This is a genomic window from Streptomyces sp. NPDC012508 (assembly GCF_042902595.1).
Classification (GTDB): Bacteria; Actinomycetota; Actinomycetes; order Streptomycetales; family Streptomycetaceae; genus Streptomyces.
Map to the genome: position 1 here is coordinate 31,754 of NZ_JBIBEO010000004.1, position 16,728 is coordinate 48,481.

The following is a 16,728-nucleotide window of genomic DNA, read 5'->3' on the forward strand; positions in this document are numbered from 1 at the left end:
GGGACCGCTGAAACGGGCCGCTGAAACGGGCCCGACGGCAGCGGAGGGGCTAGTCCAGGCCCTGCGAAATGACCAGGCGTTGGATCTGGTTGGTGCCTTCGACGATCTGCAGCAGCTTGGCCTCGCGCATCCAGCGCTCCACCGGGTGGTCGGAGACGTAACCGGCGCCGCCGAGCACCTGCACCGCGTCGGTGGTCACCTTCATCGCCATGTCGGTGGCGAAGAGCTTGGCCTTCGCCGCCTCCAGCGAGTACGGCAGTCCGGCGTCCTTGAGGCGGGCCGCAGCCAGGGTGAGCGCGCGAGCCGCCGCGATCTGGGTGGCCATGTCGGCCAGCAGGAAGCCGACGCCCTGGAAGTCGACGATCCGCTGCCCGAACTGGCGGCGCTCCTTCGCGTACCGCACGGCGTAGTCGGCGGCGGCCTGGGCGATACCGACCGCGCAGGCCGCGATGCCCAGGCGGCCGCAGTCCAGGGCCCCCATCGCGATCAGGAAACCCTTGCCCTCGCGTCCGATCAGGCGCCCGGCCGGCACCCGGACGCCCTCGAAGCCGACCTGCGCGGTGGGGTTGGACCAGACGCCCAGCTTCCGCTCCGGCTCGTGCACGACCATGCCCGGCGTGCCGCCCGGGACCACCAGGCAGGAGAGACCGCGGGCTCCCGGTCCGCCGGTCCGGCTGAACACGTTGTAGAAGTCCGCGTGACCGGCGTGGGTGACCCAGGCCTTGGTGCCGGTGATGCGGTACCCCTCGTCCTCCCGTACCGCGCGGGTGGCGAGCGAGGCCGCGTCCGAGCCGGCCTCCGCCTCCGACAGGCAGTACGCGCCGAGCAGTTCACCGCTCAGCATGTCCGGCAGCAGTTCCTCGCGCTGGGCCGGAGTGCCGTACGAGGCGGTGCCGAAGCAGGCGAGGTTGTGCACGTTGACCGCCTCGGCCACCCCGAACCAGTGGTATGCGATCTCCTCCAGCGCCTGGAGGTAGACCTCGTACGGCTGTCCACCACCGCCGTACTCCTCGGGGTACGGCAGGCTCAGCAGCCCGGCCTTGCCCAGGGTCCGCACGATCTCCCGGGGGAACTCGTGGCCCGCCTCGAACTCGGCCACCCGGGGCGCGAGCTCGGCGGCCGCGATCTCCCGGACGAGGCCGAGCAGATCGGCCGCCTCCTCCGTGGGCAGGATGCGCTGGACCTTCATCGGACGACCTCCGTGATGTCGGGTGTGACGAGCGACGGATCCTCCACCTGTGGAGACCGTTCGGGCGGGGGGCGGGGCGGGTCAGCCACGGCCCCAGTCGAGGGTCTCGGGCCAGTGCCGGCCGACCCGGCGGACCGCGTAGTCCCAGTACGAGCGGACCGAGAGGTCGGCGTAGATGAAGTCCTGCTTGGCGGCCACGTCCTGCTCGGTGGACCAGGTGTACGGGACGCCGGTGCTCTCGGCGGTCAGCTGGAGGCGGCAGGCCCGCTCGAGGACCTGGGCGAAGACGGAGGCGTGCCGGACGCTCTTGCCGACGATCACCCCGCCGTGGTTGCGGAGCAGGACCGCCGGGTGCCCGTCGAGGTCCTTCGCGATGTGCTCACCGGTCTCGATGTCCAGGACCGTGTTGCTGGTCTCGGTGAACAGGCCGATCCGGTCGCGGAAGTAGGCACCGTCGTGCGAGATCGGGCGCATCGGCAGGTCGGTCGCACCGAACAGCAGGGTGTACGGCGCATGGCTGTGCACGATGCCGTTGACGTCCGGGCGCGCCCGGTAGATGGCCTGGTGGAGCGGCAGCTCCGGCGGCGCCAGCGGCGGCGCGGGCAGGGTGTGGTCCACCGGGCAGCGGACCACGTCCGCCGGGGCGGCCTCGTCGAAACCGACCAGCGCGCCCTTGATGAAGAACTCGTCCCGGCCGGGTATCCGGGCGGAGATCTGGCCCTGGTTGAAGTCGTCGTGCCCGTCGAGGGACAGCATCCGGGCGCCGATCGCCACCTGGAGGACGAGCCGGCTCTCGGCCGGATTCAGCGGCCGCGGTTCATCGGTGCTCATGTCGTGTTCCTCGCTGTCAGGTCGTCGTAGACGTTCCGCATGGTGACCAGGCCGGGAGCCGCGGCGCGGGCCCAGTCGGCGGCGGCCAGGGCGCCCCGGGCCGGCACGGTCCAACTGGCGACGTGGTGCCGTACGTGCAGCGCCTCGCCGTCCCAGGTGTGGGTCAGCTCGTGTTCGCTGACGGGCAGTCCGGCCCGCTCGTCGGCGATGTCGGCCACCGCCCGGCCGCTCGCCCCGGCCCAGGTGTCCGCGAGCGCAAGGGCGGTGGCGCTCGGACGGTGCGCCTTGCCGAGCGGGTGCCGCTCGCGGACGGTGGTGGTCGCCCCGAACCGGCCCGTGGCGAGGCCGGCGGTGAACTCGGCGATGCGCACCTGGAGGTAGTGCGCGAAGGAGAGGTTGGTGGCCCGGACCACCGGGACCACGTCGGCCAGCTCCTTCAGCGCCTTCCACTGGGTGTCGGTGAGGTTGGAGACGCAGGCGACGAGCGGTACGCGATGGCCGCCGCAGAAGTCGAGGACGTCGGCGTGCGCCTCGGGTGCGCTGGCGTCGACGAGCACGTCGGGGACCGCCTCGGCGGACCAGCCGCCACGGCGGGAGGCCGTCAGGGAGACCCTCGTGCCGTCGGCCTCGCAGACCGACCTCAGGGCCGAGCCGAGCCGCCCGAGACCGACGATCCCGATCGTGGGCCCGTCACTCACCGCCCTCTCAGGCATCGGCGCCCACCCCGCTGGCGACGACCAGGGCCGTGACGGAGTCGATGCTCTCGTAGTGCTCGATGTCGGCCTCCGGGTCCAGGTAGACACCGACCTCGTTCTCGATGCTGTCGATCAGGCGCATGTACGAGAGCGAGGAGTAGCCGACATCCCGCAGCGAGTAGTCGGCGGCGGCCAGTTCGGCGGCGGAGACGCTGCCGTCCCCCGCGGCGATGGCGAGGTCGAGGATCTTGGTGCGGAGCGCGGTGCTGTCCATGGGGAGTTCCTGTGTCTCGAAGAGGGATTCAGTTGCTCTGGGGCTCGCTGAGCAGCCGCCGCAGGCGCTCGACGGACGGCTTGCCGATCGAGTTCGCCGGGATGCGGTCCACCAGCCGGAGGATTCCGGGGACCTTGAACGCGGGGAGCGTCGCCGCGCAGTGCGTGCGCAGGGACTGCGCGGTCACACCGGGTTCCACGGCCACCACGGCGGCCAGGGTCGGCTCACCGTGCTGGTTCTCGGCCTCGAAGGCGACCGCGTCCAGCACCCCGGAGGCCTCGCGCAGCACGTCGGCGATCTCGATCGGGTCGATCTTGCGGCCGCCCACGTTGACCAGCCGGCTCGTCCGCCCGGTCAGGTGCAGGGCGCCGTCGAGCAGATGCCCCTGGTCGCCGGTGCGGTAGTAACCCTCGGCGTCGACGCGCTCCTCGAACACGCCGGGAGCGTTGAGGTACCGCGACCCCATCGACTCGCTCCTGACCCGGATGCCCTGCTCGTCCGCGAGCAGGCGCACACCGGGCAGCGGCGCTCCGAGCCCGCTGCCCGCCCCGTCGGGGGCGTAGGTCAGCGGCCCTGTCTCGGCGACCCCGTAGTAGTTGTGGATCGGTACGCCGGTGAGCCGGGTGAACTCCTGGCGCACGGTCTCGCGCAGTGGGGCGCCCGAGGAGATCGCGGTACGGACGGCCGCGAAGCCTTCCTCCGGGGAACGCCGCACGATCGACTCGTACAGGGCCGGGAACGCCACCAGCCGGGTGGCCGCGGTGCTCTCCAGGAGCCGTACGACCCGGGAGGCGGTGGGCAGACCGTGCGACAGGTGCAGCGAGGCGCCCGGCAGGAAGGCCGCCAGCAGGGAGGTGTTGAACGCCAGACCGTTGGAGAGGGCGGCGAAGCACGCGATCCGGTCGTCGGCCGAAAGGCCGGTGCCCTTCACCCAGTTGGCGGCCGCTGCGGACACGGCCGCGCCGGAGAACTCGATGCAGTTGGGCCGGCCGGTCGAGCCGGACGTGAAGCGGCACACCTCGGTGTCGTCCAGCAGCGGCGGGCGGGGCACGTCGGAGCGGCGCACCCGGCCGACCGCGAGGGCACCGAACGCGCCGCCGTCGTCGAGGGTCTCGTCCACGACGGCGGAGACATCGGCGCCCTGGGCGTGGATCAGCAGATCGAGGCCGCAGTCCTCGGCGATCCGGGAGAGGTCGTACGGACCGAAGGCGGAGTCGGCCAGGAAGGGCACCGCACCGGCGAACAGCGTGGCCAGGTAGCCGACCACGTAGTCGACGGAGTTGGTGGCGTACAGGCCCACCCGCAGCCGCTCGCCCGCCACGTCGTACCGGGCGAGCCGGTCGGCGGCGGTACGGGCCCGGCCGGCGAGTCCGGCGTATCCCAGCGAACCGTCGGCGTCGGTGACCGCGGCGCGCTCGCCGTGGCGGGCGAGGACGTCGGTGAGGAGATCGGGAAGTACGGCGCGCATCGGGCTCACCGCTCGTTCTGGGCGTGCGCCATGGCAAGCCGGTCGAACTTGATGCCCGAGTCGTCCGGGCAGCCGAGCAGCAGGGCGTACAGGATCTCGTCGTCCTCCGGCAGCCCCGCCAGCGTGCGCCACAGCGGTGTGTCGAAGCCGCCGATGGCGGTCACGCCGACCTTCGCGCGGTTCGCGCCCAGGTAGAGCAGCTGCCCCAAGGCGCCGCAGCGGAAGCCGAGTTCGCGCAGGTTCTCGGCGCCGGCGGCCGAGTCGGCCCCGGCGAGCGAGGTACGCGGCACGTGGAGGAGGAGGACGGCGGAGGCCCCGGCGAGGGCACGCTGCTGCATGCAGGCACGGGCCACCTCGTCGGTGGAGGGCAGCCGTCCCGGCTGCCGCTCTCCGGTCCGCAGCCGGTACACGCCGTCCTGCTCGGGGTCCGTCGTGGACCGCAGGACCAGGGTCGCGGAGAGCGGCGAGGCGTCGGGGAGGTCGGTCGCCAGCGGCGTCGACAGGGCGGAGACGGCCTGCCGGACGGATGCGGCGGAGACGGGTTCGCCCGTGAAGGCCTTGCTGGAGGCGCGGGTCGCGATCAGTTCCGACCATTCGGACGGCTTGCCCAGGCCGTCCTGTGCGTCGGGCAGTTGCCGGTCGCTGCGGATCCGCGTGAGCGGTGCGGGTACGGAATCGAGGCTCGGAGCGCCGGAGTGCTCGGGCCACGCGGCGACGGAGTCCCAGCAGGTGCTCTCCAGCCACGACCGCCAGGTGGACCCGCGCAGCTCCCGGTCGGTCTCGTCATGCACGCTCCAGCGGGTCCACGCCTCGTCGACCGCGGCGTCCGAGCCTTCCGCGCCTTCCGCGCCTTCCGCGCCGGCGGGCACCAGGGTCGCGGAGTGGATCTCGCGGCAGTTCTCGCCCGCCTCCAGCAACTCCGAGAGCGATTCCCTCGGGAAGCGCAGCCGAAGCGCCCCCGTGGCGCCACGGCCGGCGGCGGCCAGTAAGAGGTTCCCGGCCGCGTGCCCGGCGTCGAGCTGGGTGTACAGGTACCCGCGGTCGCCGTACTTGCGCATCGAGAGCCAGGGACGGGTGAGCGTGACCATTAGCGCCCCGCCGTCCTCCGGAACGGAGAGGTGGGAGGCGTCCAGCGCGGCGGTGACGCGTGCGCCGACGGCCAGCCGGGCGCAGGTACGGCGGTCGGTGTCGATCCGGAAGGCGGTCGGCAGACCGTTCTCCATGACGAGGACGGCGAACTCGTACGGGTACACCGCCCCGGCCGACGGAACCGCCCGCGCCACGTACGAACCGCAGGAGCGGTTGGCGCGACTGGTCAGTACGCCTTCCTCCAGCAGCGACAGGGCAAGGCGCAGACCGGGTGCCACCACTGGCTCGGCGGCCGGCTCGGGCGCCGCGGCCGGAAGGGCCACGCGAGCCCAGAGATCATCGATGTGGCCCGAGGATTCGAACTCGGGCGCGTATGTGACGGATACGCCTTTGTGTGTGATCTGTTTTCCTTGCACGTCTGACGCAAGCCTCCTATTCCCTGACAGTCCACGGAAAAAATGCATGGCAAGGCAGCACGGCCCACAACGAATTCTTGCGAAACCAATGCATGACGAAGAAATGCAAGGGCGCACCGCACAGGGGTGCGCACCAGTCCCGCGACGGGACCCTTGCGGCACTTAGAAACGTCTCTGACCAGGCACTGATGCGTTCTCGGATCGCGAGACAGGTGAGGTGACCTACCGACACCCACACTGCTGCGCCGACCGCGGCGAGCGCTTTCCCATCCGGCCCCCTGTCTCGGAATATGACACGTATCCGATGAACGCCTCGCACGACGAGAACGCATGATCGGTTACGGCCATTCCAGCCTGCCAACCGCTCGGGTATTGGTCAAGACCATTAGAAAAGCAAGGCTGTTGAATAAATCCGGTCCGTCCGAGGAAAGCTATAAATCGGACACCGCCCGGTCAGTACGACCGTCAGCACGGCTTGTCAGCACGACCCGGCGGTACGACCCGTCCGTACAACTCGTCGGTACGACCGGTCGGTACGACCCGGCTCGCGAGCGGGCCACGCGCCGTGGACGCCACCCCACGACGCGACCGCCCCCTCCGGGGCGCCCTGGCCGGCACGCCCGGCCCCGGACACGACGAAGCGCCCCGCCCGGTCGAAACCGGGCGGGGCGCCACAGGTAGGCCGTGTGGGACTCGAACCCACAACCAACGGATTAAAAGTCCGCTGCTCTGCCAATTGAGCTAACGGCCCTCGGCACAACACACCCGAGCATAGCCGCATCGATCGCCGGAGCCGATCGGGTATCCGACACGGCCCCGTCTCCGTGGGGCCCGCCCGGCGCTGCGGGCGGGCCCCACGGGGTGGGTCAGTACAGGCCCTTGAAGGCGGACCAGCCGCCCGTGCCGATCATCACGCGGGCCGCGTACAGGCCGTTGCCCTGGTTGGTGTAGCGCCACAGCCTGCCGGTCGTGTCGCGCGCGACCAGCTCCGCACGGCCGTCGCCCGTGAGGTCACCGACGCCGACGAGGGAGGTGTACGCGCCCCAGCCGCCGCCGACCTTCACCCGGGCGGTAACGCCGCCGTTCGCCGTGCCGTAGTACCGCCACAGCACGCCCGAGGCGTCCATGCCGAGCAGGTCGCCCCGCCCGTCACCGTTCAGGTCACCGGCGCCCGCGATCTTCCCGTACAGCTTCCAGTTCGTACCTATCTTCACCCTCGTACCCAGACGGCTCTCCTCCGTGCCCGGGTAGAAGTACATGTCACCGGTCGACTTCTGGCGGGCGATCAGATCCATCCGGCCGTCGCCGTTCACATCACCCGACGACGTCAGCACGTCGTACTGCCCCCAGCCCCTGCCCACGAGCGTGTACGCCGAGGAGTCCGAGACGATCGAGCCGCAGCCCGCACGGTACGCGCGCAGCTCGTCGCCGACCCGCCCGTACACGTCGTTGCAGCCGTCACCGGTCATGTCCCCGGCAGGCACCAGGAGGGTCGTCGTCGGGAGCTTGCCACCCGTGCCGTTGGTCCGCGCGGCCAGACCGCCCGAGCCGTTGCCCTTGTACAGCGACACCAGACCCGTCGAATCCATCACCAGCAGATCGCCGAAACCGTCGTCGCCGGCCATGTCCCGCCATCCCAGGACCCTGCCGCCGGTCACGGAGACCGAGTTCGAGGCCAGCAGGTCGCGGCCCTCGCCGTCGGCCGTGTTGGCGGTCAGCGTCCAGGTGAACGTGCCGTCGGTGACGAGCCGGCCCGCGGCGTCCTTGCCGTCCCAGCGGACCGCGATCCGGCCGCGCGTCTCGCCGCCGTCCCACGTGCGGACCACCGCGCCGTTGACCTTCCGGCGCAGCGTCACCTGCCAGTACGACGCCGGCTTGGACAGCGACCAGGCGGCCGTCCAGCCGTCCGTCGCCCGCGCGCTCGCCGGGGCGTCGGTCGCGATGGCCGTCAGGTCGGATGTACGGACTCCGGTCCACACCGCGTGGACGAGGTTCTGGCTGTCCTTGTACGCCACGGCACCGCCGAAGCGGTCCACGGTCCATGCCTCCCGGCGCGAGCCGTGCACGGGCGTGGAGTCCACCAGCGCGCGGGGCGCGGCGGCGGTGCCGCTGGAGAAGTCGGTCAGCCGGAGGTACGTGCCGGTGTTGCCCTGGTCCACGAAGAATCCGTCGCCCAGCAGGCCACCGCTGTAGTAGCTGCGGGGCAGCGCGACCTTGGTGCCCTTCTGGAGGTCCACGACGCCCTGCTTGGAGAACTGGGAGCAGGCCCAGAACAGCCAGCGGCCCGACACCTGGAGCTCCGTGGCCGCGCAGTCGGCGCCGGTCGCGACCGTGCCGAGGTCCTTGCCCGTGGACAGGTCCGTACGGGCCACCTGGCCGACCGTGGCCGTACCGGTGAACAGCGTGTCGCCGCGCAGGGCGGCCGCCGTCTGCGCCAGCGTCCGGACGACGGACGGCTTGCCGGGGGCCGCGTCGAGGTCCACGACGAGGGTGTCCTCACCGGAGACGAGCGTGCCGGGGAAGCTCGGCCGCCCGCTCTGGAAGACCGCCCACCGGCCGGAGGCATCGGCCAGCCGGCCGGAGTTCTTGCCCGTGGCGGCCCGGGTGGTCTCCTTCGCGGAGCGCCGCCCGACCACCTCCATCCCGGACGTGCCGCGGGCCAGGTAGACCGTGCGGCCGTCACCGGAGTCGAACAGCGGCGTGGTGCTCTCCAGCCGCTCCTCGGACCCGGCCGCGACCGGCTCGGACTGGCCGGTGTGCAGCGGGCCGACGGGCAGCGTCCGCGTGTGGAAGCCGCGGCCCAGCTGGCCGTCCTGCTCCAGGGTGGAGAGCCGGCCCGCGCCGAGAGCGAGCGACTGCACCTCCGTCGCCAGCGGCGCGACACGGTGCAGCTTCTCCAGAGCCGGCGCGCCGTCGCCCTTGCCCGGGACGACCTTCAGGAGCGACCAGTCGGTCGCGGAGCTGCCACCGACGACGGCCGCGCCGACCCCGCCGACGATCTGGTTGATCTCCGGCTCGGCCTTCTCCAGGAGCGTCTGCGCACGCCCGTCGGGAGCGAGGGCGACGAGCTGCCGCTTCAGCGAGGAGCCGGTGCCCGAGGCCTCGCCGAGGGCGAGCACCCATTCGCCGACCAGGCCGATACGGGCGGAGCTCAGGCCCTCGGGCAGCGCGAACGTCTGCTCGGCGCCGTTCAGGGCGGACCGCTCACGGAGGTGCACCTGACGGTTCCGGTCGACCCAGGCGATCCGGTCGGCGCTCAGGGCCACCGGCGCGACGAGGATGCTCGCCCCGGCGGAGGTCGGCGCCTCGATCACGGTCATCTGCCCGGTCCGCAGGTCGACGACGCCGAGGTCGGTCAGGTCGTACGCGTCGGTGGCGGACCTGCCGAAGCGGATCACGGCGGCGGTGTCGTCGCCGGCCACGAGCCGCGCCATGTGCAGGTTGGCGTCCTCGGGGAAGCCGGTGACGGGGATCTTGGTCCCCGTCGCGTCCCCGGCGCGCCGCAGGTAGTAGCCGGTGGTCTGCTCCGACGACTCCTCGGACGCGTACTGCTGGAAGAGCAGGGTGTCGCCGAGCAGACCCCGGTAGCTCGCGTCGCGCGGCAGCGTCAGCGCCTGCTCGGTGCCGGTCGCGAGGTCGCGGAGGTAGCGGTTGCCGGCGCCGCGCTCGACATACGCGTACCGCCCGCCGACCCCGGCCTCGGCGAAGGACGGGTTGCCGGAGCCGTACCCGAGGGACACGGTCGCACCGGTCGCGAAGTCGGTCCAGTGGCGCTCGCCGCCGGTGTGCTCGTCGGAGTCCTCGGTCTCGTGCGCGTAGCCGTTGGCGCTGACGGCGCTCACCGTCGCCTGCCGGGGCACGGTCCGCCAGTTGGGCGTGATGTCGAGCTGGTCGCCGGGCGCGACGGCGGCGGGCGCGGCCCCCGGAACGGCGGTCGGTGCGGCGGTGGCCGGCGTCGCACCGATCACCGATGCGACGAGTGCGGCGGCCAGGACGGCCGTACGCGCACGGCGGTCACGCGCGCGTGAAGAGCGTGCCAAGAAGGGTCCCTCCCCGGGAATCCTGAAAGATGAGGAGACAGGGCGGAAGTCCTCTGCGCCGGGCCCCCTGGCCGACGCTCCCCCACCCGTGTCAACAGGCCGACAGTAACAGCAGCGACGGACACCCGGCAGCTCGATCCGGTCCCGATTCGAACCCGTTCAACAGACCGGGGCCCGTACGGCGAACAACTGCCGTACGGGCCCCGAACACGCGTCACTTGTCAGGACAGCGTCTTGTACATCTGCCAGCCGCCGCCGATCTTCGTCCGGGCCGCGAACGTGCCCGCGCCGGTGCCGTTGTACCGCCACAGCGCTCCGGCGGTGTCCCGCGCCACCAGGTCCGCCTTGCCGTCGCCGGTGATGTCACCGACGGCCGCGAGCGCGTTGTAGCCCTGCCAGCCGCCGCCGATCTTCGTCCGGGCCGCGAATGCGCCCGTGCCGGTGCCGTTGTACCGCCACAGCACACCGGCCGTGTCCCGGGCCAGCAGGTCACCGGCCTTGTCGCCGTTGAGATCGCCGACGCCGACGACCGCGTTGAAGATCTGCCAGCCGCCGCCGATCTTCACGCGGCCCTTGAGCTTGCCCGCGCCGTCGTCGGCGTACATCCACAGCTCACCGGCCGGCGTGCGCGCGAGCAGGTCGGTCCGGCCGTCGCCGGTCAGGTCGCCCGGCGCGGTCAGGGCGTCGTAGATGTTCCAGCCCGAACCGATCGTGAGCTTCGGGCCGTTCGGCGCGAACGCGGTCCCGCAGCCCCCGTCGTGGCGCGTCAGCACCCCGGCCGCGCTCCGCACGAGCAGGTCGTTGCACCGGTCGCCCGACAGGTCCCCGAAGGGCACGACGGTCGACGTCGCCGGCCATCCGCTCGCCGACGCCCCGGTCCCGAGCCCACCGGTCCCCGATCCCGTCCGCACGGTCAGCGCACCGGCCGGGGTCAGCCCGAGCAGATCGCCCTTGCCGTCGCCGCTGTAGTCGCGCCACGTGGGGAGCGGCTTGACGGGGGCGGGCGCGGTGGTCGCGGCGCGCAGCTGGGTGGTGAAGTCACCGCTGGACTGCTGCCACACGGCGACGGGCCGGCCGGCGGCGTCGACGGTGACCAGGCCCAGGGCGTAGCCGCTGGTGTTGGTGGAGAGCGGCGTCGGGGGCGTGGACCAGGCACCGTCGACCCGCGAGGAGGTCATCAGCTTCCGGTTGTCCGTGTTGCCCTGGGTCCACACGGCGTGGAAGGTGCCGTCGGGACCGACCGTCAGATCGAACTGGTCGTCCGGGACATAGCCCGTGGAGATCGTCTTCAGAGCGGACCAGGTGCCCGCGGCGGACCGCGTGGTGGTCTGTGCGGCGTACCCGGTGCCGTCGACGAAGTCGACACCGAGCAGGGTGACGTCACCCTGCGGGTTGATGGCGACCTTGCGCCAGGCGCCGGTCCGGAAGCCGTTGGCGGGCTCCTCGGCACCCCAGGTCAGGCTGTCGGCCGGACGCACGGCGAGCACCTGCGTGCCGGATCCGGACGTCGGGTCGTCCGTCGATCGCCAGGCCAGCGCGGCGTGGCCGCCCAGGCCGAGGGTCAGGGTGGGGCCGGTGGGGTACGTGCCGGCCTTGGAGACGGTGACCGGCTCGGTCCACGTGCCGCCGGCGGTCCGGTCGACGACCTTGACCTCACCGGTCTCGGGACCGCCCTGGACGTAGGCCACGGTGGCCGTGCCCTGCGCCGAGTAGATGAGCTCCGGCGCGGAGTTGAGCCCGGTGTCCGCCGTGGGCTCGTCGAGGCGGACCGGCTCGGACCAGGCTGCGCCCGGGGCGGTGCGGACCGAGGAGTACACCCCGCTCCTCTGCTCGGAGACGCCCAGCCAGACGGCGACGAGCTCGCCCGACGGCGAGCCGGCCAGCTGCCCGCTGTGCACCCAGCCCGGGTCGCTCATGATGTCCGTCGTGGCGGACCACGTCGTGGCCCCGGCCGCGAGGGTGGCCATCCGGAACACACCGCCGGGCTTCTCGTTCCCGGGCCCACCGTCGTTCGGGTACTCCATCCAGGCCGCCGTGACCGATCCGTCGGCCGAGACGGTGAGGTTGGCCTCGGAGCGCTGGCCGGGCAGCGTACGGAGGACGTGCGCCGCACCCCAGGCGGAGCTGCCCGCGGGGCGCACCGAGACGACGAGCTCGTTGTTGCTGTGGTCCTCGGCACTCCGGTACCAGAGGGCGACGACCGCCCCGTCCTTGGCCGTCTTGAGGTCGGCGAGGCCGTTGATCGCTGTGCCGTCCGTCAGCGGAACGGACGCCGCCCACGGGTCGGTCGACGCGGCCGCGGCGGTGACGGCGGCGGCCGGCGCGGCAGTAGCCGTCGCGGCCAGCGAGCCGACGCCGGCGAGAAGGGTCGCGGCGGTGACGGCCGCGATGGAATGGCGTAGAAGAGCGCTTCGAGGCACTCGGGTCCTCCCCTGGGGCATTCATGAAAGAAGAGGCATGGGAAGACAGCGGTGCTTGTGCTGAAACAGACGTCGCTTCACGGCCCCCCGGCCGCACCGCCCCCATGCGAACGCGCCGATGCTAACAGCCGCCCCCGCACCTCGAAAGCGAGTTTCGAACCCGTTCAAGGAGCCCGAACAAGCAGGGCCCGTACGTCACCGAAGTGTCGTACGGGCCCTGCTCAGCGTTGTCTCAGCGTTCTACGCGAGATCAGCCGTTGCGCTTCCAGCGCGGCTTGTCGTCGCGGCGGCCGAAGGAGCCGCCCGTCGAGCCGCTGCCGCGGTGGTCGCCGCCACGGTGGTCGTCACGGCGGCCGTACGGGCGGTCGCCGCCGCCCGAGCGGAAGCCGCCCGCGGGGCGGTCGTCGCGGCGGTCACGGTTGAACGGACGGTCGCTGCCACGGTGGCCGCCCGTGGGGCGGTCGTCGCGGCGGTCGCGGTTGAACGGACGGTCGTTGTCACGACGCTCGAAGGAACGGCCACCGCGGTCGTCGCGGTTGAAGCCGCCCGACGGACGGTCGTCACGGCGGAAGCCACCGGACGGACGGTCGTTGTCACGACGGAAACCACCCGACGGACGGTCGTTGTCACGACGCTCGAAGGAACGGCCGCCACGGTCGTCGCGGTTGAAGCCGCCCGACGGACGGTCGTCACGGCGGAAGCCACCGGACGGACGGTCGTTGTCGCGGCGGAAACCACCCGACGGACGGTCGTTGTCGCGGCGGAAGCCGCCACCCCGGTTGTCGTCACGGCGGAAGCCACCACGGTCACCACCGCGGTCGCCACCACGGTCGTCGCGGCGGAAGCCACCACGGTCGCCGCCGCGGTCGCCGCCACGGTCACGGCGCTCGTAGTTGCCCCGCTCGTCACGGAACGCGGGGGTGCGCTCCTCGCGGCGCTCCTGGACCGGCTCGGCGGCGACGACGGCCGCGGCGACCTCGGCCTCGGCGGCCTCCGTCACCTCGGCGACCGCGGCCTCCGGGTCCTCGCCCCGCTCGCGCGCGGAACGGGCGACCAGACGGTCGGCCTCCTCGCGGAGCTCGGCGGCGCGGCGCGTCAGACGCTCCAGCTGCTTGGTGAGGTCGGCGACCTCGCGCTCCGCCTGCTTGGCGGCGTTGTTCGCGGAGTCGGCCTGGACCTCGGTGAGCGAACGCGCACCGGTGATCTCGGCGACCTCCGGGTCGAACGCGCCCGCGCCGCCCACGATGTGACGCGAGGCGTCGACGCCCGCGTCCTCCATCAGACGGAAGATCTGACGGCGCTGGTGCGGCAGGGCCAGGGAGACCACGACGCCCGAACGGCCGGCACGGGCGGTACGGCCCGAGCGGTGCAGGTAGTCCTTGTGGTCACCGGCCGGGTCCACGTTCAGGACCAGGTCGATGCCGTCGACGTGGATACCGCGGGCGGCGACGTCGGTGGCGACCAGCGCGTTGACGTAGCCGTCCTTGAAGTCGGCGAGGACGCGGGTACGGGCACCCTGCGTCATGCCGCCGTGCAGCGCGTCGGCCTTCACGCCCGCCTCGACGAGCTGCTCGGCGATGCGGTCGGCACCCAGCTGGGTACGGACGAAGATGATCGTGCGGCCCTTGCGGGCGGCGATGGCGGCCGTGACCGGCGCCTTGTCCTTCGGCTTCACGACGAGGACGTGGTGGGTCATCGTGGTGACGTTGCCCTGGGCGCTGTCGACCTCGTGGCTGACCGGGTTGTTCAGGTAGCGCTTGACCAGCGTGCCGATCTCGTTCTCCATGGTGGCGGAGAAGAGCATGCGCTGGCCGCCCTCGGGGACCTGGTCGAGCAGCTCGGTGACCTCGGGCAGGAAGCCCAGGTCGGACATCTGGTCGGCCTCGTCGAGGACGGCGACCTGGACGTTCTCCAGGGAGCAGGCGCCACGGTTGATGATGTCGCGCAGACGGCCCGGGGTGGCGACGAGGATGTCGACGCCGCGCTCCAGGGCGTAGATCTGGTTGCCCATGGACGTACCGCCGCAGACGACCTTGATCTTCAGGCCGAGCACGTCGCCGTACGGCTGAAGGGCGTCCGCGACCTGCATCGCGAGCTCACGGGTCGGGGTGAGGATGACCGCGCGGGGCTTCTTCTTCTCGGTGTGGCCGCCGGCCAGCTGGGCCAGCGTCGGCAGACCGAAGGAGAGGGTCTTGCCGGAGCCGGTACGGCCGCGGCCGAGGATGTCCTTGCCGGCCAGGGCGTCCGGGATGGTCGCCGCCTGGATCGGGAAGGGGGTGGTCACACCGTTCTGCGCGAGCTTGCGCACGACGCCCTCGGGCAGGCCCAGGTCGGCGAAGGTGACGGTGGGCTCGGAGGACTCGGCCTCGGAGGCCTCGACGGCCTCGGTGACGTCGGACGCCTCGGTCTCGACGATCTCGGTGGCCTCTACGGCCTCGACGATCTCGTCGTTCTCGGGCATGACGGCGTGGTCAGAACTGAAAATGGACATGCGAAATGCGAAACCTTCCGGAGTCTCGGCACGCGCCCGTCAACTCCGTGAAATTCGCAATTCGACCGCCTCAATGCGGTCCAGCCACGGCTAGGGAGAGTACGCGCCACGCGGCGCTCTTCTGTGTCGGCGCCGGGCAATGGGATCAAACGATCTACCACCATACGCACCCTCCCCCACCTATGGCAAACCGGACTCGGTCACACCGGTCCGACCTGCGGCGATGCCTCCGGCTCCACCGGCCCTCCCGGCCCGTCCGCCGCCCTCATCGCCCCCATGTGGGTGTCCGCCCCGGGGCTCGCGGTCGGCGAGTCGGAGGGGTCGGGCGTGGGCTCCGGGCTCGGCTCGGGGCTCGGCTCCTCGGTCGGGGTGGGCGAGGGCTCCGGCGGGTCGACCGGCGGACTGGGCTCCCCGGCCGGCGCGCTCGGCCCGCCCACGCCGCCACCCGCCCCGCCGGGCACCTGACCGCCCGGCTCGGGCACGCTCCCGCCGCCCCCGCCCGCCGGCGGGTCGGCGGGCGGCTTCCCGGAGGCCGACGGCGACCCGCTCGGCACCGGCGACTCCTCGCCCGCGCCGTCCGCGTCAGGACCGCTCACCCCGGCCGCGACGCGGCCGGTTCCGCCGCGCCCGCCCGAGGAGACCCCGACGCCGCCGCCGGACTCGGCCGCCACGCCGTCCTGCTTCCCCGCGGACTTGCTCGGCGCCGGCTTCGCGCCCTCGTCACTCACACTCATGCAGCCGCTCAGACCGGCACAGGCGGCGACCGCCAGCGCGGTGGCGGCCCATCTCACGCGGGAAGGCAAATGGCGCACGGAGGGCACCTCCAGGACACAAAGGGCGGGAAGGACGGGCGGAAGAACGTGTCTGCCTGCCCAACTCCCTTTGCACCGCAAGGGACACGCCCCCACGGCAACCACCTGGAAGCACGCACCCGCCGGTCGGCCCTACGCGCTGCCGCCCGAACGCCGGCCGTCAGCCCCGGGCCGTCAGCCGTAGCCCAGCGCGTGCAGCCGCTCGTCGTCGATGCCGAAATGGTGGGCGATCTCGTGCACGACGGTGATCTCGGTCTCCTCGACCACGTCCTCACGCGACTCGCACATCCGCAGCGTCGGCCCCCGGTAGATCGTGATCCGGTCCGGCAGCACCCCCGCGTACCACTCACCCCGGTCCGTCAGCGGAGTCCCCTCGTACAGCCCGAGCAGCTCCGGATCGTCCGGCGCGGGCTCGTCCTCGACGAACACCGCGACGTTGTCCATCAGCCGCGTCAGCTCCGGCGGGATCCGGTCCAGGGCCTCGGCGACAAGCTCCTCGAACTCCTCACGCGTCATCTCCAGCACTCGGCCATTGTCCCCCCAGGTGAAACCGTTTTGGCGATAGCGGCCGGTATCCCATATGCTTCTCACGTCCCCGACGCGCTGAGAAGCGCCCAGGTGAGCCCCTAGCCCTCATCGTCTAGTGGCCCAGGACGCCGCCCTTTCAAGGCGGTAGCACGGGTTCGAATCCCGTTGGGGGCACGCAACATCCTGTGCGAGACTAGTGCTCGCACATCGCAAGGTCCTGTGGAGCAGTTGGTTAGCTCGCCACCCTGTCAAGGTGGAGGTCGCGGGTTCAAGTCCCGTCAGGATCGCTGAGGCTGGAAACAGTCTCGTGGCTGGGTAGCTCAGTTGGTACGAGCGATCGCCTGAAAAGCGATAGGTCGCCGGTTCGACCCCGGCCCCAGCCACAAAGAGAAGGCCCCGTTCGAAAGAACGGGGCCTTCTTCGTGTTGCGAAGGGGGCGGGGGTGGCGGGTGCCCGGTCCTCATGGACCGGGCAC

The 16,728-nt window shown here is 71.9% G+C and carries 11 protein-coding genes and 4 tRNA genes; 3 read left to right on the forward strand and 12 right to left on the reverse strand.

The annotated features are described in order from the left end of the window. Positions 1–49: 49 nt before the first annotated feature. The 12 genes from ACFY8U_RS14365 to ACFY8U_RS14420 all read right to left on the reverse strand — a co-directional run bounded on the left by ACFY8U_RS14365 (position 50) and on the right by ACFY8U_RS14420 (position 16,250). Positions 50–1,189 carry an acyl-CoA dehydrogenase family protein gene (locus tag ACFY8U_RS14365; protein WP_389569792.1) on the reverse strand — a complete coding sequence of 380 codons (1,140 nt, stop codon included), beginning with the start codon at positions 1,187–1,189 and terminating at the stop codon, positions 50–52. Positions 1,190–1,270: 81 nt separating this feature from the next. After that, positions 1,271–2,020 carry a class II aldolase/adducin family protein gene (locus ACFY8U_RS14370; protein WP_361435793.1) on the reverse strand — a complete coding sequence of 250 codons (750 nt, stop codon included), beginning with the start codon at positions 2,018–2,020 and terminating at the stop codon, positions 1,271–1,273. Next, positions 2,017–2,733 (reverse strand): dihydrodipicolinate reductase C-terminal domain-containing protein, encoded by a 717-nt coding sequence (locus ACFY8U_RS14375; protein WP_389569795.1) that lies wholly within the window; start codon positions 2,731–2,733, stop codon positions 2,017–2,019. Before ACFY8U_RS14375 ends, ACFY8U_RS14370 begins: the two co-directional genes overlap by 4 nt. Next, positions 2,726–2,989, reverse strand: coding sequence for a phosphopantetheine-binding protein (locus tag ACFY8U_RS14380; protein WP_389569798.1), 264 nt, complete (start codon positions 2,987–2,989; stop codon positions 2,726–2,728). The genes ACFY8U_RS14375 and ACFY8U_RS14380 overlap by 8 nt, the downstream gene beginning before the upstream one ends. Before the next feature lie 28 nt (positions 2,990–3,017). Next, positions 3,018–4,457 (reverse strand): class I adenylate-forming enzyme family protein, encoded by a 1,440-nt coding sequence (locus ACFY8U_RS14385; RefSeq protein ID WP_389569800.1) that lies wholly within the window; start codon positions 4,455–4,457, stop codon positions 3,018–3,020. 5 nt (positions 4,458–4,462) lie between these two features. After that, positions 4,463–5,869, reverse strand: a complete 1,407-nt coding sequence (locus ACFY8U_RS14390) for a nitroreductase family protein (RefSeq protein ID WP_389569803.1) — start codon at positions 5,867–5,869, stop codon at positions 4,463–4,465. Positions 5,870–6,640: 771 nt separating this feature from the next. Further along, positions 6,641–6,713: transfer RNA gene (locus ACFY8U_RS14395), tRNA-Lys, on the reverse strand. A 115-nt stretch (positions 6,714–6,828) separates the two neighbouring features. Next, positions 6,829–10,002 (reverse strand): FG-GAP-like repeat-containing protein, encoded by a 3,174-nt coding sequence (locus tag ACFY8U_RS14400; protein ID WP_389569805.1) that lies wholly within the window; start codon positions 10,000–10,002, stop codon positions 6,829–6,831. Between the two features lie 221 nt (positions 10,003–10,223). Next, complete coding sequence (locus ACFY8U_RS14405; protein ID WP_389569808.1) at positions 10,224–12,422, reverse strand: FG-GAP repeat domain-containing protein; 2,199 nt, start codon at positions 12,420–12,422, stop codon at positions 10,224–10,226. A gap of 250 nt (positions 12,423–12,672) precedes the next feature. Beyond that, positions 12,673–14,913, reverse strand: coding sequence for a DEAD/DEAH box helicase (locus ACFY8U_RS14410; RefSeq protein ID WP_389569811.1), 2,241 nt, complete (start codon positions 14,911–14,913; stop codon positions 12,673–12,675). A gap of 200 nt (positions 14,914–15,113) precedes the next feature. Further along, positions 15,114–15,704 (reverse strand): hypothetical protein, encoded by a 591-nt coding sequence (locus ACFY8U_RS14415; RefSeq protein WP_389569814.1) that lies wholly within the window; start codon positions 15,702–15,704, stop codon positions 15,114–15,116. A gap of 195 nt (positions 15,705–15,899) precedes the next feature. Next, positions 15,900–16,250, reverse strand: coding sequence for a metallopeptidase family protein (locus ACFY8U_RS14420; RefSeq protein WP_352189716.1), 351 nt, complete (start codon positions 16,248–16,250; stop codon positions 15,900–15,902). Positions 16,251–16,354: 104 nt separating this feature from the next. Between ACFY8U_RS14420 and ACFY8U_RS14425 the strand changes: the two genes are divergently transcribed. The 3 genes from ACFY8U_RS14425 (at position 16,355) to ACFY8U_RS14435 (ending at position 16,636) form a co-directional block, all read left to right on the forward strand. Further along, positions 16,355–16,427, forward strand: a tRNA-Glu gene (locus ACFY8U_RS14425). 39 nt (positions 16,428–16,466) lie between these two features. Next, positions 16,467–16,540, forward strand: a tRNA-Asp gene (locus tag ACFY8U_RS14430). 22 nt (positions 16,541–16,562) lie between these two features. After that, a tRNA-Phe gene (locus ACFY8U_RS14435) sits at positions 16,563–16,636 on the forward strand. Positions 16,637–16,728: the final 92 nt, after the last annotated feature.

Coding starts and splice junctions, on each gene's coding strand:
- ACFY8U_RS14365 (WP_389569792.1), bottom strand. CDS start 1,189: ATGAAGGTCCAGCGCATCCTGCCCACGGAGGAGGCGGCCGATCTGCTC.
- ACFY8U_RS14370 (WP_361435793.1), bottom strand. CDS start 2,020: ATGAGCACCGATGAACCGCGGCCGCTGAATCCGGCCGAGAGCCGGCTC.
- ACFY8U_RS14375 (WP_389569795.1), bottom strand. CDS start 2,733: ATGCCTGAGAGGGCGGTGAGTGACGGGCCCACGATCGGGATCGTCGGT.
- ACFY8U_RS14380 (WP_389569798.1), bottom strand. CDS start 2,989: ATGGACAGCACCGCGCTCCGCACCAAGATCCTCGACCTCGCCATCGCC.
- ACFY8U_RS14385 (WP_389569800.1), bottom strand. CDS start 4,457: ATGCGCGCCGTACTTCCCGATCTCCTCACCGACGTCCTCGCCCGCCAC.
- ACFY8U_RS14410 (WP_389569811.1), bottom strand. CDS start 14,913: ATGTCCATTTTCAGTTCTGACCACGCCGTCATGCCCGAGAACGACGAG.